General features: G+C 51.6%; 18 protein-coding genes, 1 pseudogene and 1 other annotated feature. Of the genes and pseudogenes, 15 read left to right on the forward strand and 4 right to left on the reverse strand.

What is annotated here, in order from left to right; translation table 11 throughout:
• On the forward strand, nucleotides 1-156 hold a 156-nt coding region (locus tag NZ653_08660), incomplete at its 5' end, for an RCC1 domain-containing protein (GenBank protein ID MCS7287190.1).
• A gap of 88 nt (nucleotides 157-244) precedes the next feature.
• Nucleotides 245-439, forward strand: a pseudogene (locus tag NZ653_08665) (hypothetical protein).
• Between the two features lie 355 nt (nucleotides 440-794).
• On the opposite strand, the gene NZ653_08670 reads toward NZ653_08665, so the two are convergent.
• Both NZ653_08670 and NZ653_08675 read right to left on the reverse strand, forming a co-directional pair.
• Entirely contained in the window at nucleotides 795-3,407 is a 2,613-nt protein-coding gene (locus NZ653_08670; GenBank protein MCS7287191.1) for a glycosyl hydrolase-related protein, read from the reverse strand.
• A complete protein-coding gene (locus NZ653_08675) occupies nucleotides 3,404-4,291 on the reverse strand; it encodes a DUF4349 domain-containing protein (GenBank protein ID MCS7287192.1) in 888 nt (295 codons plus the stop codon). Before NZ653_08675 ends, NZ653_08670 begins: the two co-directional genes overlap by 4 nt.
• A gap of 228 nt (nucleotides 4,292-4,519) precedes the next feature.
• Here NZ653_08675 and NZ653_08680 point away from each other — a divergent pair, with 228 nt between their 5' ends.
• Genes NZ653_08680 through NZ653_08695 form a run of 4 tightly spaced genes read left to right on the forward strand, consistent with a single transcriptional unit; the run spans nucleotide 4,520 to nucleotide 7,174 of the window.
• Nucleotides 4,520-4,756: a hypothetical protein gene (locus tag NZ653_08680; GenBank protein ID MCS7287193.1), complete on the forward strand. Its 237-nt coding sequence runs from the start codon at nucleotides 4,520-4,522 to the stop codon at nucleotides 4,754-4,756.
• Complete coding sequence (locus NZ653_08685) at nucleotides 4,753-5,484, forward strand: gamma-glutamyl-gamma-aminobutyrate hydrolase family protein (GenBank protein MCS7287194.1); 732 nt, start codon at nucleotides 4,753-4,755, stop codon at nucleotides 5,482-5,484. Before NZ653_08680 ends, NZ653_08685 begins: the two co-directional genes overlap by 4 nt.
• Before the next feature lie 3 nt (nucleotides 5,485-5,487).
• Complete coding sequence (locus NZ653_08690; protein ID MCS7287195.1) at nucleotides 5,488-6,735, forward strand: threonine synthase; 1,248 nt, start codon at nucleotides 5,488-5,490, stop codon at nucleotides 6,733-6,735.
• A 16-nt stretch (nucleotides 6,736-6,751) separates the two neighbouring features.
• Nucleotides 6,752-7,174, forward strand: a complete 423-nt coding sequence (locus tag NZ653_08695; protein MCS7287196.1) for an OsmC family protein — start codon at nucleotides 6,752-6,754, stop codon at nucleotides 7,172-7,174.
• Here NZ653_08695 and NZ653_08700 read toward each other — a convergent pair.
• Complete coding sequence (locus NZ653_08700; protein ID MCS7287197.1) at nucleotides 7,171-7,863, reverse strand: DUF3307 domain-containing protein; 693 nt, start codon at nucleotides 7,861-7,863, stop codon at nucleotides 7,171-7,173. The two genes, NZ653_08695 and NZ653_08700, sit on opposite strands and share 4 nt — an antisense overlap.
• 55 nt (nucleotides 7,864-7,918) lie before the next feature.
• Between NZ653_08700 and NZ653_08705 the strand changes: the two genes are divergently transcribed.
• The 4 genes from NZ653_08705 (at nucleotide 7,919) to prfA (ending at nucleotide 11,355) form a co-directional block, all read left to right on the forward strand.
• Entirely contained in the window at nucleotides 7,919-8,794 is an 876-nt protein-coding gene (locus tag NZ653_08705) for a DMT family transporter (GenBank protein ID MCS7287198.1), read from the forward strand.
• 29 nt (nucleotides 8,795-8,823) lie between these two features.
• The gene (locus tag NZ653_08710; GenBank protein ID MCS7287199.1) at nucleotides 8,824-9,015 is read left to right on the forward strand and encodes a MoaD/ThiS family protein; all 192 of its coding nucleotides are present in this window, start codon (nucleotides 8,824-8,826) and stop codon (nucleotides 9,013-9,015) included.
• A 127-nt stretch (nucleotides 9,016-9,142) separates the two neighbouring features.
• The gene (locus NZ653_08715; GenBank protein ID MCS7287200.1) at nucleotides 9,143-10,102 is read left to right on the forward strand and encodes an adenine nucleotide alpha hydrolase family protein; all 960 of its coding nucleotides are present in this window, start codon (nucleotides 9,143-9,145) and stop codon (nucleotides 10,100-10,102) included.
• A 182-nt stretch (nucleotides 10,103-10,284) separates the two neighbouring features.
• The gene (gene prfA, locus NZ653_08720; GenBank protein ID MCS7287201.1) at nucleotides 10,285-11,355 is read left to right on the forward strand and encodes a peptide chain release factor 1; all 1,071 of its coding nucleotides are present in this window, start codon (nucleotides 10,285-10,287) and stop codon (nucleotides 11,353-11,355) included.
• 4 nt (nucleotides 11,356-11,359) lie between these two features.
• Here prfA and thrS read toward each other — a convergent pair whose 3' ends face one another.
• On the reverse strand, nucleotides 11,360-13,111 hold the full coding sequence (thrS, locus tag NZ653_08725) for a threonine--tRNA ligase (GenBank protein ID MCS7287202.1): 1,752 nt from the start codon (nucleotides 13,109-13,111) through the stop codon (nucleotides 11,360-11,362).
• A gap of 40 nt (nucleotides 13,112-13,151) precedes the next feature.
• Nucleotides 13,152-13,401 (reverse strand) — a binding site (T-box leader).
• A 160-nt stretch (nucleotides 13,402-13,561) separates the two neighbouring features.
• Between thrS and thiE the strand changes: the two genes are divergently transcribed.
• The 5 genes from thiE to NZ653_08750 all read left to right on the forward strand — a co-directional run.
• Entirely contained in the window at nucleotides 13,562-14,191 is a 630-nt protein-coding gene (thiE, locus tag NZ653_08730; GenBank protein ID MCS7287203.1) for a thiamine phosphate synthase, read from the forward strand.
• The gene (locus NZ653_08735) at nucleotides 14,188-15,021 is read left to right on the forward strand and encodes a hypothetical protein (protein MCS7287204.1); all 834 of its coding nucleotides are present in this window, start codon (nucleotides 14,188-14,190) and stop codon (nucleotides 15,019-15,021) included. Before thiE ends, NZ653_08735 begins: the two co-directional genes overlap by 4 nt.
• A gap of 6 nt (nucleotides 15,022-15,027) precedes the next feature.
• Entirely contained in the window at nucleotides 15,028-15,708 is a 681-nt protein-coding gene (locus NZ653_08740; GenBank protein ID MCS7287205.1) for a response regulator transcription factor, read from the forward strand.
• The gene (locus NZ653_08745) at nucleotides 15,709-17,079 is read left to right on the forward strand and encodes an ATP-binding protein (GenBank protein MCS7287206.1); all 1,371 of its coding nucleotides are present in this window, start codon (nucleotides 15,709-15,711) and stop codon (nucleotides 17,077-17,079) included.
• Between the two features lie 308 nt (nucleotides 17,080-17,387).
• Nucleotides 17,388-18,473, forward strand: a 1,086-nt coding sequence (locus NZ653_08750) for a glycosyltransferase family 4 protein (GenBank protein MCS7287207.1), incomplete at its 3' end; no start/stop codon positions are given.

The following is an 18,473-nucleotide window of genomic DNA, read 5'->3' on the forward strand; positions in this document are numbered from 1 at the left end:
CACACCTGTGCCCTGACGGAGGGCGGCGGGGCCAAGTGCTGGGGGAATAACTACTACGGCCAGTTGGGCGATGGACGGCCGTTATGGTCCAGTGTGCCGGTGGATGTGGTGACTCTGCTGAAGGTCTACCTGCCTCTGGTCCTGCGCTTGAGATAAACTCAACCAGGGTGCGGGCTACTATTTGGGTTTGCCGCCCGTGTTCGCTCTCGGGGGGTGAAGGAGCCAAAGAGATGCGAAAGAGGCAGGGAAGCGAGCCCGGCACTGGGTAGTAGAGCGGACGCACGGTTGGCTGAACCGCTTCCGGCGGATGTTGGTCCGTTGGGAGAAGAGGGCCGCCAATCATCTCGCGTTCCTGCCTTTCGCCTGTGCCCTTATTGCCTTTCACGCAGCAGGGTGGCTGGCGAAGCCCCTGATCGCTGCCCAATATGCGGAGCCCTGAAGGATAAGTTCCGCAAGTTTTAGAAGGCTCAGTTTCCTTCCGGGCCGATGTCGTATGAGGTGTCGGCCTGGTCCTTGTGCGAGGCAGTTCTACCAGCCTTTGGTTAGGAAACATCGGAGCTGGCTATCACCCAGGCCCGGATAAACTAATCCAGAAGGGCGTTTATACCGCAGTTACTCCCAAAGGCTGGACGGTGGTTCCTGGAAGGCCGGGGTTGTGGCCAGCCCTTAATCACTTATTCTTTTGCCCTTTCAGGATACTGGCATCGCAAAAGGCCACAGCAGTGGCAAAAATTTCCGCATTCTCAGGGCTCCCGGAGGTGGGGAAAGCCAGTAAAACGCCTGGAAGGGCTGGTTCATCCGGTGCTGATAACTTTCAGGGTTTTAATTTCACACCCCCGCAATCGGAAGGAAATTTTTCTACCCTCCACTTTCAAGGGAGCTAAGGGTTCCTCCAGCAGATTCGTCTCCCATGCCTCTGCCACCTCACGCCATAGAACAATGCTGCCGGAAATTTCCTCCCGCGTTGCATTCCACAGCCTTATCACAATTCCTGCTCCATCTTCGGCCTTTTTGATCGCACTCACTATAACCTGCGGCGGGTTTATTTCCAGCAGGCTCAGGGTAGAAGGCAAGTTTCCTTCAGCACTAACCCTTGCCGCCACGAGAGGTCGGGTGAAGGCTTCGGCCTCAAGCCATGGGAACGCCTCCCACCAAAAACCAGGGTAAGGGACGAAAGCATATTCGAAAACATGCACACCCGGGCACTGGGCCTCCGGGACCTCATAAGGAGGGCCAGCATGCCCGAGCCGCGCTCTCAAATCATCCCTTGAAAGCCACCCGACACACCTCAGGAGGGTGAGGAAAACAACTCCCTCAGGGGTCACCTCATATTCTGGCAAGCCTTTATTCAAAACAGCTATTCCACGTCCTTCGCCCTGAACCAGGAGAAAACGCTCTTGAGGGTGGGTGCTTACGGGAGCTTCAAAGGGACTTATGGCTTCGGGCAAAGCGGTGGAACGGGAAACAAGGGCGAAGGCACTTTCGGCAATGGATTCTCGACAGATGAAGTCTACCGGAAAAGCCACCCTCAGACGGTGATCACGAGCCCTGTTATCCACTATGGTACGGAATTCAATTCTCCTTACCCCACGTTTAAGCGTGATAAAAGTGGTTATAGGGCAGATTACCTTCCTGCGGCTGCGGCGTTTGCGCTCCGCTGTAAGGTTCTGGGGTATAAGGAAGCGATGCCTTATTCTAATAGTGGCCCAATCCTGGAAGTTTTCAGCCAGGTCAATTTCCGCTTTCAGAGCCAAGGTGGTGAAAACTTCCTGGCTTTCAGGAGCCTCGAAGTTATATTCATCACCCGCATCTCCCGCATCCTCAAAATAGCCAACATTCTCGTACACAGCGCCGCTTCCTTTATCCACGACTTTAATCGTCCCGTTGTCCATGACTTCTACCCGGAAGAATTCGTTCTCCATAGTCTTTGAATCCAGGAGAACTCCTTTTCCGGAAGTAACAGGGGGATTTCCCGGGACAAGGCGATAGATTTTGTAGCCCCAGGGAGGAAGGCCTTCAGCCAGGAAGGAAATCTTAACTTTCTCCACATGTTTTACTCCCTCCAGAATGTCCCTGCTTTCCAGTACCCTCTCCCCGATCCTGAAGGGAACGACATGGCCTTCAGGGGAAACAAGTGTGAAGCGCTCTACAGCTAAATCCTCGGGCCCTGGTTCCTGAGCTCTGCCCCGTGGAGGGGAGAGCCTCGGTTCAACCCACACTTCCACCGTGTCTGTCCGCTGGGATGAGGTAGGGTTAAAGATCAGGAAGTTTATCCCCTCTCCGCCCCGAACTTTTTGCCCAATTTTCTGGAGAGATTCTTCGGTCACTTCTTTTGCCACCTGCTCCACCTGGGCGAACCTCACTACCATTTCCTGGTGCACTTCATCTACGGAAGTCCCACAGATGGAATCGTGAAAGTGGTTTTTAAGGAGGAGCTTCCAGGCATGCCTCAAGAAGCTTGAAGGATATTGCTCTCCCATGGTCATGGCGAAGGAGGCTAACGGTTCAGCATAAAAATTGAGCAAAGTAAAGGCCTTATGGTTCATCAGTTTAAGGTAAATGCGGGAGGAGAGGACTCCCGGGAGCAAAGGGGCAAAGAAGGGGGTACGCAATTCGCCCTGTATGACCTCCAGCTCCCGATTTCTGTCCAGGAGTTCAAGGTAATCCTCAAGGGACCCCAGGTTAAAAGAATAGCCCATCCTGGCCGAAAGATGTTCCAGGACAGAGGGCAGGTCTTTCTGAGGTCCCATGTGGTCGCATCCGGCCATGAGTAAAACAGCGTCGGCAGTGGAGAGGCCTCTTAGAAATTCCAGGAGGGAACTGAGGCCTTTAAAAGGGCCCAGCTCAAAATTTTCAGGGTCAGAAGGTAGATTCCGGGCGTTACAATAAGAGGCGGCGAACCAATGGGTGAGGACTCTGGAACCATCGGGGGCTTCCCACCAGAACTCAGTTTTCTGCGGGGCCACACCTCGGGATAGAAATGCGGTTTCTATTCCAAAGCCCCTCAATATCTGGGGCATCTGAGCTACATGCCCGAAAGGGTCCGGCAGGTAGCCAATTTTCATTGTCCCCCCCAGAGCTTTCCCTAATTTGTGGCCTTCCAGCAAATTGCGCACCAGAGCCTCTCCCCCGGCCAGAAATTCATCGGGCATGGTATACCATGGGCCTGTGGACAGGCGCCCATAGGCTATAGCCTGCTTGAGGTCTCCCTCCCTATCGGGACGAATTTCCAAGTAATCCTCAGCAATGATAGCCTGACCATCCAGCAGGAAATGCCTGAATTTTTCGTTCCCCTTGAGGAGGTCCAAGGTTTCGTCCAGCATCCGGACCAGGTGATAGCGAAACCTTTCAAAGGGAAAATACCACTCTCTATCCCAGTGAGTGTGGGGGACCACAATCACCTTCATGGGCTAACCCCCTGCTTCGGCCTTGGTTTCCTCAGATTCCTCCAGAACAGGAAAGCTGCAAGGGCAAAAGGCAAGCTCAGTGGGATGACCACCACAGTGACCCAGATGGCCGCATCTACTGTGAACTGGAGGGCCCTGACTAAAGCTCTCGTCGCATACCAGAAGGTCCTGGCTGGCTTCCAGGTAGCTGGGGCTACGGGTTGCGCCAGGACACTGGGGGTCAAATATATCGTGATGGTGGAAAAGCTCGTCATTTGCTCCAGATATTTCATCCGGCCTTTCACCCTTTCAATTTCTTCCCTTATGTGGGTGAGTTCCCGGTATACAGCCATAATGTCCTCGGCCTTTCCGGTGCGTTCCCTTACGGTGGCCAGTAATTCCCTGAGCTCTTTCTCTGTAGCTTCCAGGTTTTTAAGGCGCGCTTCCAGATCCGTGTATTCCTCGGTTACGTCCTGGCCTGATACCGATTCGCTGAGGATGTCAACGGCCAGTTTTCTGAGAGCGTCCAGGGTTTCTTCAAACTTTGTCGCCGGAACCATTATAGTTAGCTGGGCTTTGAGGTTTTCGTTTTCTTTCCAGACACTGGATTGATGGAGATAGCCGCCTTTCTCTACGGCTATGGCTTCAATTCTGGAAATAGCTTCCTTTGTATCCTGAACCACCAAGGAAAGATCTGCCCGCCGGATAATCATCCTTTCGGCTATGGCGGGAAGACCTTTGCCGGCCATTTCGGTATCTACAGTAACTGGCAGCAGAGAGGGAATGGGAGCAACAAACTCGCCTTTTTCAAAAGGAGTAACCTTAGGGGGTAAAGGGGCTGCTCCAATTTTACAACCTGCTAACAAAATTGCCACCGATAGGATTAAAGGTAAAGCCCTTCGCATGTTTCGTCCTCCTTCCGGATTTTCCATAATGGAGACGCTAACAGGGCTCCCAGGGTTCCATTATCTTCAACCACCAGTATAACCCGGGTGTTTGGGAATAGTCAAAGCGGGCCTGGCACACCCTGAACGGCGCACCGCCTCCTCTCGGAGCCCCCATCGCCGCAGGAGGTGCCTTTCTTTGACACTTTTGCCCTGCAGGCTTATAATCTCCCAAAAGGAGCAGGTTTTATGTTAGAGAAAGTTCTGGACTCCACCTTCAGCTTGCGAGCTTTGAATGTAGTGGCCTTTATAAGAGGCTTTGCTCAAGACATAACCGATAGTATTGTAACTCTGCTCGCTTTTTCCCTGAAGGCAGGCGTTTACAGTCTATGCAGTAAAGCCTTCGGAGCCGCAGGTTATTCCTCCAGGTCTGGGGCCGTGAAGGTAGAAGCAAAAACAATCTTGCTGGTGGTAATTTTCCGATGAAAAAGCCTTTCATTGCTTTGCCGGCTGCCTTTTTTGAAGCTGAGCTCCTCCCGCAATACAGGGTTAGCCTCTGGGGGCAGTTGCCATCTTACCTTGAAGCAGTGGAAAGAGCCGGAGGGATCCCCTTGATTGTACCACCTATGGAAGAGGAAAAACTTGTGCAAATAATTGAATTCGCCGACGGCCTCCTCCTCAGCGGAGGGGGAGATATCCATCCCGCCTTATACGGTGAAGAGCCAACGGAGTGGTTAAGAGATGTGAATCCAGAAAGGGATAAGATGGAGATATTCCTGGTCCGGAAGTTTTTACAAATCGGTAAACCTGTTTTAGGGATATGCCGTGGGGTGCAGGTCCTAAACGTAGCTGCCGGCGGCTCCTTGTTTCAGGACATATTTCACCAGAGGGCAGGTTCCATACCTCACAGCTTCATGCCTCCCGCCTATGCTCCGGACCACATAGCTCATACGGTCAATTTAAAACCTGGTTCTCTGCTGGCTTCAATTTTAGGTTGCTCATCCCTGGGGGTTAACAGCCGCCACCATCAAGCAGTGAAAGAAGTAGCCCCTGGATTCCAGGCGGTCGCCTGGGCTGAAGATGGGATCATAGAGGCTATTGAGAAAGAGGAAGCGGGCCTTTTCGCCCTGGGAATTCAATGGCATCCGGAAAACTTTTCCAGCCCTCCAATGGCCAGGATCTTTGAGGCTTTCATAAAATCGTGTGGAGGTTGAGAAATGAAGCACGTGCTGGGTCTTAAGTGTGTCCTGTGCGGGCGAGAATATGGGGTGGATGAAGTGCTTTACGTGTGCCCTCACCATGGGGATGAAGGCATCCTGGATGTGGTTTACGATTACCGAGAAATAGCGCGCCAGATAGACCCTGCAAGGTTAAAGGCAAGTTCCAATTTCACCATATGGCGATACAGGCCCTTTCTTCCGGTAAAGCCCGATAGTCCAATCCCGCCCCTTACTGTAGGATGGACTCCGCTTTACCACGCCAGAAGGCTTGGAGAAAGACTGGGGATGCCTAACCTTTACCTTAAAGATGAAGGTCGCCAGCCGACGGCTTCTTTAAAGGACCGGGCAAGTGCAGTGGGGATTGTCAAAGCGATGGAGCTGGGGAAAAAGGTCATTGCGGCCGCCAGCACCGGGAATGCGGCCTCTTCCGTGGCGGGCCTTGCGGCCAGCGTGGGCTTAAAGTGTGTAATCTTTGTCCCCAGGACCGCCCCCCAGGGTAAGATAGCTCAGCTTTTAATATACGGTGCCACCGTCTTAGCAGTAGATGGCTCTTATGACCAGGCCTATGACCTGTGCCTTGAGGCCTCCAAAGAGTATGGGTGGTATATACGGAACACGGCCTATAACCCTTATCTCTCTGAAGGGAAGAAAACAGCTGCCCTTGAAATATGCGAGCAGTTTGGGTGGGAGGCACCCGACTGGATTCTCGTGGGGGTTGGGGATGGATGTATAATCGGAGGCTTGGGCAAAGGGCTCAGGGACCTTGCATCGGTGGGGTGGATTGATAAACTCCCCAGGCTCCTTGGTGTTCAGGCGGAGGGGTCAGCTGCGCTGTATAATGCCTGGAAAGCGGGGACAGAGGAGGTAAAGCCAGTAAAGGCCAGCACCATAGCTGATTCCATCTCTGTAAGCATGCCGCGGGATAAGATAAAAGCCCTGCGAGCTGTCCGTTATACCGGTGGGGCTTTCATTACAGTAAGCGATGAGGAAATTTTGGAGGCCATGAGAGTTCTTGGACGTGAGGCGGGGATATTCGCCGAGCCTGCCGGGGCCGCCCCTTTCGCTGGTCTTCTCAAAGGTTTGAGGGAAGGTTTGATAGCCCCCGAGGAAAAAGTAGTGGTCCTTATTACGGGCAATGGGCTTAAGGATGTGGGAGCGGCAATGAAAGCCGGTGGCAGTCCTCTGGTAGTAGAGCCTGACATTGAAGCTGTAAGAAAGGCCGTTTCTTCACTGAAAATATCCTAACTGCAAGGAGGTGGCTATGGTAGAGGGACAGGTGACCTGGGTTGATGGCTTGTGTTTTGTAGGCCAGAGCCCATCAGGCAAGGGTATAGTTATAGATGGGCGGAAAGAAGTCGGGGGCTCAGAGTTGGGGCCAACCCCGATGGAGCTGGTTCTCATTGCCCTGGCTGGATGCACTGCTATGGACGTCATAAGCATTCTTAATAAACAGCGCCAAAAGGTTACCTCTTTTCAGGTCAAGGTTAGAGCTGAAAGGGCGCAGGAGCATCCCAAGGTTTACACTCAATTTCACCTGGAATACATCGTAAAGGGCCAGGGCATTTCGGAGGAAGGCCTCAAAAGGGCTATACAGTTATCCAGGGAAAAATACTGCTCCGTGGGGGCTATGCTGGAAAAGGCTGCTCCCATCTATACTTCTTACACCATCATTGAGGAGGGTTAAAATCTGGCCAGATAGGAGGCCGCTGGCAAAGTTATGGACAGGCTAACGGCCGCGCGGTAGAGAGCGCACCGCCTTTTTGGTCCTGTGAAAATCCGGGGGATAAAGGCCAGCAAGGCCAGGAGAGGATTAACTTTTATAAAGATGATTAGCGCCAGAACTCTTTCCACAGCTCCCAGGAACCGCTGGGTTGGTTCCACCTTAATAAGATGGCGGGAGTGGGAACAGGCGGGGCTTATTTCTACCACCATTTTCTCCAGCAACGGCACCACCCATATCAGGAAGATGAAGAGGATGAGGGCCAGGATAAGTTTAAGAGGCCATGCAAGGGCTGCTGGGTGGGCAAGCTCCCCCCAAGGAATGGGAATGCCAAAAGCAGCCATGGCCCCCATGATAAGTCCGATGTGAAGGAGTTGATCTCCAAGGAAGGAGGCCAGCTCTTCCAGTGGGCTTCGAGCGCGCCAGTAATAGCGCGCCCAGTCTGAAGCCAGATGCATTAACGAAAGAAGAAAAGCAATAGCCCATCCTTTCGCTGGATAACCCCATGTCAGGGCAAAAGTCCAAAAAGTCACTACTCCGGCGTGGATCAAAAGGCCCTTATAGCCTTGTTTCTTCAAGGCGACAAGCCCAGCCGATTGGAACACAAAATCGCCTAGCATATGGGCCAGTAGCAGTCTCAGAAAGAGTTCCATGGAGGCATCTTCTCCTTTCGGAGAAATTATATTCAACCCGTTAAGGGAGGACAAATTGAGCCGGGATTTAGTGGGATTTGCCCTTGTAGCCATAGCAGCTCTTCTGTGGGCCACCCTCGGCCCCTTTTACAAGATCATTTTAGCCCTGGAGCCCCGTTTCACCCCTCTTGATATCGTTTTCTTCCGCATCACCTTCACTTCTCTCATAGTATTTTTAGCAAAAGCTTTGAGGGGGAATTTTTCGTTAACGAAAAGTGATTGGGCTCTTTTTCTAAGTTATGCTTTGATAGGGGTAGCTCTCTTTTACACTGTTTACGCCTACGCCATAGATGCCATCGGAGTGGGAATGGCAGCTATCCTGATGTATACTGCGCCGGCCTGGGTTGCCCTAATATCCCATTTCCTCTTTGGGGAGAAGCTTACAGTCTTCAAGGTAGCGGCCGTAATTCTTACCTTCACCGGAAGTGCACTGGTGGCGAAGGTTTACAGGCCGGAGACCTTGAGGTTCAACCTTTACGGAGTTCTTTTAGGCCTCGGAGCTGGCCTCACTTACAGTTTCTACAATATCTTTAACAAGCTGGCGGTGCAGCGCCACAGCCCTCTGGATACCCTCATGTATTCCATGGGGCTGGGGGCCCTTTTTCTTCTACCCTTGAGTTTTAAAAACATCGCGCTGCCCTTTTATGATTTCCGTCTTCTCCTCTGGCTTTTAGCTTTGAGCATAATCCCCTCTCTGGGGGGTGGTTTCTGCTATATAACAGCACTGCGCTATATCCCAGTAAGCGTGGCCAGCATAATGGCCAACCTTGAACCCTTAGCAGCAGCAGCCATGGGTGCCATCCTCTTTGGGGAGAGAATGGAGTGGCCTCAGATGCTGGGGGCTTCTTTGATAATCGGTGGGATTTTGGTCCTTCAAGTCAGAAGGAAGTGAGGTAAAATTATTAGGAGGGGGTGATCGGAATGGTTAAACTCATTTACCGGGATAGAGAGTGGGAGGTAAGGCCCGGTATAACCGTTAAGAAGGCCGTAGAGGAAGCTGGCTTGCTCATAGAGGCAGTGATTCCAGTAAAAGATGGGAAGCTCATAACCGAAGACACAGTCCTCAAGGATGGCGATGTAGTCAAGCTTATAGCGGTAATTTCTGGGGGATAGGAAAAACCTCTGCGATATCCCCCAGGGAAGGTTTACCGGCGAGTGTGATCTGAGGTTATGGCAATCCCTGTGCTTACAGGGGTAAAGGTAATTTCTTTTCCAGCGTTGGTGTTTTTGGAGGATAGAGATGCGGTGTCGTAAATGTGGAAAAGAAGCAGTCATCAATATGCGTCAGCATAAACTGGCTCTCTGCCGCGACCATTTCATCGAGTGGTTTGTGGAGCGGACTGAAAGGACCATAAAACTTTACAGGATGTTCCGGCGAGAAGATAAAGTTTTAGTGGCCGTTTCCGGTGGTAAAGATAGTTTATCCCTGTGGGATGTTCTCCTGCGGCTGGGCTACAAGGCCGATGGGATGTATATCAACCTTGGCATTGGGCATCAGGATTATTCCGAAGTTTCACTGGAGAAGGTGAAGAAATTCGCCTCGGCGCATCCTGAAGCCGAACTTCACATTGTGGATGTGAAAGCTCTTTATGGACGGAGCATCCCGGAATTCGCCAGGGAATCATGGCGAGGTCAGAGGGTGTGCGCTCTGTGCGGTCTGGTAAAGCGGCACGAGATGAACCGTGTTGCTCTGGAAGGAAACTACTATGCCATCGCAACCGGTCATAACCTTGACGATGAGGCTGCTGCCCTTCTTGGGAACGTTCTGCGCTGGCATACAGGTTACCTGGCTCGTCAAGGACCGGTTTTACCTTCTGACTATCCGGGTCTGGCCCGGAAGGTCAAGCCCTTCTGCCGGATGTACGAAAGGGAAACAGCTGCTTATGCTCTCCTCATGGGTATTGATTACATTTACGACGAATGTCCCTATGCTGTTGGTTCTACCTCAATTTTTTACAAGGGTCTTCTGAATCAGCTGGAAAAAAACTCCCCAGGGAGCAAACTCAGTTTTTACCTATCCTTCCTTCAGGCCAAAGAAGAGGGTAGAATTCGGTTTAGAGAAGAGGAAGCCCTTCCTCTTCACCCATGCCAGAGGTGTGGGCAACCCACTACTGCCCCTGGTTACTGTGCCTTTTGTCGCCTGGTCTACAAACTCCCGAAGGAAGCAGCAAAAGTTCCAGTGGAGGAAGAGGCCTTTTAGGTTCAGCGCACGTAAAACTTTCCCAAATAGATTGTATCTCCCGACTGAAGAACAGGGAGAAAATTGCTTGTTTTTCCCATCACAAGCATGCCGAAAGGGCCGGTTTCTTGAGGCTTAAAGCTTTCCATGGTAGAATATCTTGCGTTTATTTAAAAGCGGGGAGGTTGGGAATGTTGGAGAAACTGCTGGATAAACTGGAGAAAGCCGAAAGGCGCTACGAGGAGCTGAATGAGCTTATGAGTTCGCCCGAGACCATAGCGAACCCTGAGAAGATGGCAGAGTACGCTCAGGAGCAGGCAGAGCTGGAGGAGCTTGTCCAAGCTTACAGGGATTATAGGAGGCTTAGAAAGCAACTTGAAGAAGCGAAAACCCTTCTGGAGGAAAGTGAAGACGAAGAGCTGAAAGAACTCGCTAAGCTTGAAGTGAAGGAGCTGGAAGAAAAGATTGAGGCGATGGAAAAGCGCCTCAAAACACTTCTTATCCCCAGGGATTCAAGGGACGAAAAGGATGTAATCGTGGAGATAAGGGCAGGGGCAGGTGGGGAAGAAGCCGCCCTCTTCGCTGCCGACCTTTTCAGGATGTATAGCCGTTATGCCGAAAAGCAGGGCTGGGATGTGGAAATCCTCAGCTTCCATGATACTGGCCTCGGAGGTTTTAAGGAAATAGTATTCCAGGTGAAAGGCAGAGGAGCTTACTCCCGCCTCAAGTACGAAAGCGGAGTCCACAGGGTTCAAAGGGTTCCCATCACTGAGGCCAGCGGCCGTATCCATACTTCCACCGCTACTGTGGCGGTTCTCCCCCAGGTTGATGATGTGGAAGTCCACATAAACCCTGACGACCTTCAGATTGATGTATATAGGTCATCGGGACCCGGCGGACAGCACATGCAGAAAAACGCCACCGCTGTCCGCATCACTCATATCCCCACAGGGATAACCGTTACCTGCGAGAGTGAGCGCTCTCAGCATCAGAATAAAGAACGGGCCCTGGCCATCCTTCGGGCTAAACTTTATGAGATGGAACAGCGCAAGGTGAAGGAACAAATTGACCAGGAGCGCCGCAAGCAAGTTGGGACAGGAGAGCGCAGTGAAAAGATCCGAACCTATAATTTTCCCCAGAACAGAGTCACAGACCACCGCATCGGCTTCACTTCCTACAGGCTTGAGGAAGTCCTGGATGGAGAGCTTGATGAATTCATAGATGCCCTCGCCGCTGAAGAGCAAGCCCGTATGCTTGAGGAACTGGCCTCCTGAGGCTCTATCGCTTTTGAGCTATAGCCTCCCTGGCCATAGTTATAAACTCATCTATTCCCTTTGGCCCCAAGTCCTCCCCTGAGCGGAGTCTAACGGCTACTTTTTCCTCCTTTACCTCACGGTCACCGACAATAAGCATATAGGGGATTTTCTCCAGCTGGGCCTGGCGGATTTTGGCCTGCATTCTTTCAGGGCCATCATCTACCTCTACCCGGAGCCCTTCTTCCCGAAGGCGAGCAGCCACTTTATGAGCGTAATCGTTGTGGCGCTCGGTTATGGGGATAATACGCACCTGCACAGGGGAAAGCCACACCGGGAAGGCTCCAGCATAATGTTCAATAAGGACTCCGAGGAATCGTTCCATAGAGCCCAGGAGGGCCCGGTGTACCATGTAGGGTCTATGCTCTTTCCCATCCGGACCGACGTAGGTTAAATCAAAGCGTTCCGGAATGTTGAAATCAAACTGAATGGTAGTGCATTGCCAGGCTCGTCCCAGAGCATCTTTTATCTTTATATCAATTTTGGGGCCATAGAATACCGCCTCCCCTTCCTCTCTCCGGTAGGATAGCCCTTTTTTCTCCAGAGCTTTGATGAGAGCGCTTTCGGCCATCTCCCACATTTCATCGGTCCCGATATACTTTTCGGGGTGCTGTGGATCCCGGACCGAAAGGGCTATGTCGTACTCGCGGAAACCGAAAGCTCCCAAAAGGCGCATTGTCAGGTCAAGGCATCCGAGGATTTCATCCTCAATTTGTTCTGGGGTGCAGAATATATGGGCATCGTCCTGGGTAAAACCTCGCACTCTAAGGAGGCCATGGAGGACTCCTGAGCGTTCATATCGGTAAACAGTGCCCAGTTCAGCCCAGCGTAGAGGTAATTCCCGATAGCTGCGGCGGCGAGTTTTGTAAATCATTATGTGGAAGGGGCAGTTCATGGGCTTTATGTAGTAATCATGGCCTTCAATGTCCATGGGGGAATACATGTTTTCTCGATAGAAGCTGAGGTGTCCGCTGGTTTCCCAGAGCCAGCTTTTTCCTATGTGGGGGGTAAAGACGAACTGGTATCCAGCTTTCAGATGTTCCTGACGCCAGAATTCTTCAATGAGGTATCTTATCAGTCCTCCTTTAGGATGCCAGAGGACAAGGCCTGCTCCCAGTTCCGGGTGTATGCTGAAGAGGTCCAGGTCTTTCCCCAGGCGGCGATGGTCGCGCCTCTCCACTTCTTCCAGCCAGGCCAGATACTTTTCCAAATCGTCGCGGGTGAACCAGGCAGTTCCGTAAATTCGTTGAAGCTGCGGGCGGCGCTCATCTCCCCTCCAGTATGCTCCGGCGACGCTCAGAAGTTTGAATCCATCTTCGGGTATCTGGCCAGTGTGTTCAAGGTGGGGGCCGCGGCAAAGGTCGGTAAAGGTGTCATGAGTGTAAATGGTGATCACTTCATCAGGCGGCATCTCCTGGATAAGTTCAAGTTTAAAGGGCTGATCTTTGAACAGCTCCAGGGCTTCCTCCCGCGATATTTCTTTGCGCACAAAGGGGTAGCGGCCTCTTATGATTTTACGCATTTCTTCTTCTATGGCTTTGAGATCTTCGGGGGTTAGGGCTCTTGGGAGGTCAAAGTCGTAGTAGAAGCCATTTTCAATAGCCGGGCCTATGCCGAGTTTAGCTTCTGGGAACAATTTAAGGACGGCTTCGGCCATGACGTGGGAAACAGAATGTCTGAGGGTTTCCAAGTCTTTAGGTTTCTCTTTCTCTTCCATAGGTTGCCTCCTTAATCAGGGTAATAAAAAACCTCTCGCCTTTTGGGGCGAGAGGCTTCTCTCCCGCGGTTCCACCCAAATTCTACCCCCATTAAAAGTGGGGGTAGCCCTCTTTGGCCGGTAACGGACGGCCTCCGGGGTCCCATACTGGTGAAAGGTTTAACCTTTCACGTTCCGGAACCCAGCTCGCGGGTGGTTTTCCCCGGGCCGATAGTGAGGGAAGTTTGCAGCCTGGACTTCCCCTCTCTGGCACCCCGCACCCGGGTACTCGTCCCGGTCATCGCCTTTCGGCTTAAAATATACTTCTTACAAACGATTTTGTCAAGGGGAAGAAAAAACGTTTTAGCTGTAATGGTGCCGTTCCCATTGGTCAGGGTAACTCGGCTGCGCCTGACAATTTTGGGTTTTAGGTTTATAATACAACTGAAACCAGCTTGAGGAGGAGATGCTTTGGACCTAAGGCTTTACGTGATAACCGATTCGCGGCTTCTCAGGGCCCGTTCTCTGGTAGAAGCAGTGGAAGAAGCTATAAGGGGAGGGGCCACCGTAATCCAGTACCGGGAGAAGGACGCCCCCACTCGCAAGATGGTAGAGGAAGCAAGGCTTCTTAGAGCCCTATGCAAGGCCAGAGGGGTCCTTTTCATTGTCAATGACCGGATTGATGTAGCCCTCGCCGTGGATGCAGATGGAGTCCATGTAGGGGATGAGGACATGCCGGTCTGGCTAGCTCGCAAAATCCTGGGGCCTCGTAAAATTATTGGGGCTTCGGCCGATAGTGTGGAGAAGGCTATCCTCTATGCTTCAGAGGGTGCCAACTACTTGGGGGTGGGCAGTGTTTACGTTACCTCTACCAAGCCTGATGCTGGTTCGCCCATCGGTCTTGAAGGTTTGAGGAGAATACTAAGGGTGGCCACTGTTCCGGTGGTGGCCATAGGCGGGATAAGCGAGGAGAATGCCCGGGAAGTTCTGGAAACAGGGGTTTCAGGGATTGCGGTAGTTTCGGCTGTTATGGGAGCACCTGACATTTTTGAGGCTACCCATCGTCTACGAAAAATTGTGGATGAGGTTTTGGGATCATGACCAGATGGGGATGGATAGGATTGGGGTTTCTGGCTATATGTTGGCCTCTCAACTGGTTCCTTCCCGGGCCGAGGACTCACATCCTATTCTTCCCATTGTGGCTCGGCCTCATACTGGTTCTGGATTCACTGGTGTTCTGGCGTAAGGGAAGTTCGCCCCTTAGCCGTAATCCGGTCAGGTTTGCTGTTCTTTTCCTCCTTTCGGCTCCCTTCTGGTGGCTATTTGAACTCCTGAACCGTCGGGTTCAGAACTGGCATTACATAGGAGGAGAGTTTACCCCTCTGGAGTTCTTCTTCTTTGCCTCGCTCTCTTTTTCCACTGTAATCCCTGCTGTTTTTGAAGCTTCAGAATTGGTTTCTTCTTTCCTTAGAAAGCCAGTTTTAAGTCGCTGGAAAGTCACCCTTCATCCTGCTCTGGGGTGGGGGATGCTGGGAGGGGGTATCCTTTCTCTCCTCGCCCTTCTCCTCTGGCCTCGATACTTTTTCCCATTCCTCTGGATCTTTCTTTTCCTGATAGTGGAGGCCATAAATTACATGCTGGGCTATAAGAGTCTGATAATCTATCTGCAACGGGGGGAATGGAGGCCGGTTATTTCCCTTTTTGGCGGTGTGCTGATATGCGCCTTCTTCTGGGAATTCTGGAATTACTGGTCGTGGCCCAAATGGATTTATACTGTTCCTTTCTTTGATTTCCTCCACATCTTTGAGATGCCGCTCCTCGGGTATGGAGGTTACCTGCCCTTTGCTCTGGAGATTTACTCTTTCTATAACCTAATACAGGGGATTATGCGCTGGCCTGGCCATTACATAAGGCTTCTCCCGGAAGGGTGAAGAAGGGTGGGAGCCAAAATCCTGGTAGTGGAAGATGAAGTTAAATTGACGCGCCTGGTGGCTGATTACCTGGAAGCAGCGGGTTTTCAGGTTCTAAAAGCATACACCGGGAAGGAAGCTCTGGCCTTGTTCCGCCATGAAAAGCCCGATTTGGTAATCCTGGATCTCATGCTGCCGGAGATAGACGGGCTAGAAGTGGCCCGGATAATCCGTCGGGAATCATCTACCCCCATTATTATGCTTACCGCCAGAGTTGAAGAGAGCGACCGCATATTGGGGCTGGAGATTGGGGCTGATGATTACATAACTAAGCCCTTTTCCCTCAGAGAGCTGGTAGCCAGGGTGAGGGCTGTTCTGCGCCGAGCTAAGGGAGAGTTTCCGGCTCTGACCATAAAAGTAGCTGATATTGAAATAGACCCGCAAAAGAGAACGGTCACGGTAGCTGGGAAGCCTGTAGATCTCACTCCCACGGAGTTTGAAATTTTAAACCTTTTGGCGCGCCACCCCGGTAGGGTCTTTACTCGCCTGGAAATCCTTGAGAAAGTCCAGCCATATGCTTACGAAGGTTACGAGCGAACAGTGGATGTCCACATTAAAAATTTGCGTAAGAAGATAGAACCTGACCCCAGGAACCCTCGCTACATTATAACCGTATACGGAGTTGGATATAAATTGGCGGAGGAATAGATGCGGAGTCTATGGCTCAAGCTCACCATCAGCTTTGTGATTTTGATAATTTTGGTAGCCTTTTTCATGGCTGTGTTCATTAACAGTGCGGTGAGAGGCCGTTTCAAGGCTTATCTTCTGACAACCTACAAGACTCAGGCCGAAATTATTGCTCCCCTCCTGGCCGAATACTATTCCTTAAGTGGCGGATGGAAGGGAGTGGATAGGTTTATAAAAGAGTTCCCGTTTTTGCGCCCCCTAAGACGGGGCATGGGTCTGGGCATGATGATGCGCCAGGCCCGGATAATTGTGGCCGATGAAAATGGAACCATAGTGGCGGATTCAGCTGATGAAATGGTAGGCCATAAACTATCCCCCGCAGAACTTTCCCTGGGAGCTCCGATAATAGTAAAGGGCAGGCCCGTGGGCGTCGTTCTGGTAGCATGGGGAAGGCGAATTGTTTTAGGGGAAATAGAAGAAGCTTTTCTGGCAAGCGTGAGGCGTTCCCTCCTCTTTGTAATCCTGGGGGGATGCTTGCTGGCGGTGGTGCTGGGAGCTCTGATGGCCTATCATATAACGAGACCTTTGAGGGAGCTCCGGCAAGCGGCTGCCAGAATAGCGGCAGGAGATCTTGAGAGCCAGGTTCGAATACGGGGCAAAGATGAAGTAGCAGAGCTCGCTTACTCTTTCAACGAAATGGTTAAAGCCTTAAAATGTCAGGAGGAAAAGCGCCGCCAAATGCTGGCGGACATCGCCCATGAACTCCGAACTCCCCTCAGCGTTTTGCGGGGGCATCTGGAAGCTCTGTTAGATGGCCTTTACCCCCTGGATTCTGCGCACCTGGCGCCCATATACAACGAAACCTTGCTCCTCCAGCGGCTGGTAGAGGATTTGCGCGTTCTTTCCCTGGTGGAAGCTGGCAAGCTTCCCTTAGAGAAAAGCCGGTTTGATGCTTCTGAACTTGTCAAAGAAATATTGGGGCTTGTGGAAACCGAGGCCATTGAAAAGGGCCTTAACCTTCAGTGCTCCATTGAGGGGCCATTGCCAGTCTACGCTGACCGACAGCGTATAGGGCAGGTTATACATAACATTCTGGCCAACGCTCTTAATTTCACGCCCGAAGGAGGCACGGTAGCCGTCAGGGCTAGAAAGGTCAATTCAGCAGTGGAAATATCCATCAGTGATACAGGGCCTGGCATCCCGCCGGAAGATTTGCCCCACATTTTTGAACGTTTCTGGCGCAAAGAACCATCACGTTCCCGAAGTACAGGTGGTTCTGGACTTGGTCTGAGCATCGCCAAAGAGCTTGTGGAAGCCCACGGAGGCACCATAGAGGTTCAAAGTACCGTGGGCAAGGGCAGTACATTTACTGTTAAAATTCCAGCGGGCTAAAAGTCAGACACAAATTGGGGGCATGGAGGACAGTGGTCCCCAGGTTAGTCCACGCACTCTAACGATATTGCACTCTCCCAGGAAACTGAAAGGGTCGTTCTTTAAACAACCTTCATTAAAGGATTACCTGTAGCAGGCTAGCAGGGGCCGTTTTGCCCTCTTTCGATCTCAAGCGGGCTGGGGACTGTGGCGCTGCTTTGTTTTGATAACTTAGGAACAAAATTTCGGCCGGGGAGCAGAACACGGTGAGCTTTTAGCTCACTTTTTCCCTGTGGTATAATATAAACAACTTCGGGGGGTGGAAGGTTTTGGACCAATACGTTATAGGCCTTAATGCCCACCTCCTTTCCCTATCGCAGAATTATAGGGGGGCAGGCATTAACCAGTATATATACAACTTACTGCGTTTCCTTCCCGCAGTGGACGGAGAAGGGAAGTATGTGGCTTTCCTTAGTGAAAAGAAAGCTCGCTTCGCCGGAATTAAATTGAACCTCACCTCCCTACCTACCGCTAATCCCATAGTCAGGATCCTCTGGGAGCAAGCTTTTCAGCCCCTGGTCCTCCTCAGAGAGAAGGTAGAGCTCCTCCACAGCCTTGCCTTTGTGGGGCCTTTGTTGTCCCCCTGCCCCTTTATAGTTACAGTTTATGACTTAAGCTTTCTGCTCTTTCCCGAAAGTTTCAGGCCCTGGAACAGATTTTATCTTTCTTTTTTCACCAAGCTTTCGGTTAAAAGGGCAACCCGGGTTGTGGCCATTTCGGAAAATACCAAGAAAGACCTGGTAAAACTCACAAGAGTTCGTGAAGAGAAGGTAAGGGTAACTTACTGTGGGTGCGATGAAGTCTTGAAGCCGCTCCCTCCTCAGGAGGTGGAGGAGTTCAGAAGGAGAAAAAACCTCCCCAGGCGATTTATCCTCTTCCTTGGGACCTTTGAACCTCGGAAAAACCTGGTCCGCCTTCTGGACGCTTTCCGAAAAGTTAAGGGGGAAGGGGTAAAACTTGTCCTGGCTGGAGCTCTCGGCTGGGGGTACGAACCAGTTCTGCTTTCCATAGAGAAGTTTGGCCTCAAAAAGGACGTCCTTTTGCCCGGGTTTATCCCTCCCGAGGAAAAAGTTTACTGGTATAATGCGGCTGAAATATTCGTATATCCGTCCCTCTACGAAGGGTTCGGATTACCTCCTCTGGAAGCCATGGCCTGTGGCACCCCTGTGGTGGCCTCCAATGCAGCAAGCTTGCCCGAAGTTGTGGGGGACAGCGGTATCCTAGTTGATCCGACCGACTCCGAGGCTATAGCTGAAGCCCTCTTAAGGCTTCTGACCAGCTCTGAAGAGCGAGAAAGGTTCAGAGAGAAAGGGCTTCAGCGGGCTGAAAAGTTTTCCTGGGAACAAATGGCCCGT

The organism is Anaerolineae bacterium (genome assembly GCA_025062375.1).
Classification (GTDB): domain Bacteria; phylum Chloroflexota; class Anaerolineae; order SpSt-600; family SpSt-600; genus SpSt-600.

Excerpts from the sequence above, each read along its gene's own strand:
- NZ653_08670 (MCS7287191.1), bottom strand. The coding sequence starts at position 3,407 with ATGAAGGTGATTGTGGTCCCCCACACTCACTGGGATAGAGAGTGGTAT.
- NZ653_08675 (MCS7287192.1), bottom strand. The coding sequence starts at position 4,291 with ATGCGAAGGGCTTTACCTTTAATCCTATCGGTGGCAATTTTGTTAGCA.
- NZ653_08680 (MCS7287193.1), top strand. The coding sequence starts at position 4,520 with ATGTTAGAGAAAGTTCTGGACTCCACCTTCAGCTTGCGAGCTTTGAAT.
- NZ653_08685 (MCS7287194.1), top strand. The coding sequence starts at position 4,753 with ATGAAAAAGCCTTTCATTGCTTTGCCGGCTGCCTTTTTTGAAGCTGAG.
- NZ653_08690 (MCS7287195.1), top strand. The coding sequence starts at position 5,488 with ATGAAGCACGTGCTGGGTCTTAAGTGTGTCCTGTGCGGGCGAGAATAT.
- NZ653_08695 (MCS7287196.1), top strand. The coding sequence starts at position 6,752 with ATGGTAGAGGGACAGGTGACCTGGGTTGATGGCTTGTGTTTTGTAGGC.
- NZ653_08700 (MCS7287197.1), bottom strand. The coding sequence starts at position 7,863 with ATGGAACTCTTTCTGAGACTGCTACTGGCCCATATGCTAGGCGATTTT.
- NZ653_08710 (MCS7287199.1), top strand. The coding sequence starts at position 8,824 with ATGGTTAAACTCATTTACCGGGATAGAGAGTGGGAGGTAAGGCCCGGT.
- NZ653_08715 (MCS7287200.1), top strand. The coding sequence starts at position 9,143 with ATGCGGTGTCGTAAATGTGGAAAAGAAGCAGTCATCAATATGCGTCAG.
- thrS (MCS7287202.1), bottom strand. The coding sequence starts at position 13,111 with ATGGAAGAGAAAGAGAAACCTAAAGACTTGGAAACCCTCAGACATTCT.
- NZ653_08735 (MCS7287204.1), top strand. The coding sequence starts at position 14,188 with ATGACCAGATGGGGATGGATAGGATTGGGGTTTCTGGCTATATGTTGG.
- NZ653_08745 (MCS7287206.1), top strand. The coding sequence starts at position 15,709 with ATGCGGAGTCTATGGCTCAAGCTCACCATCAGCTTTGTGATTTTGATA.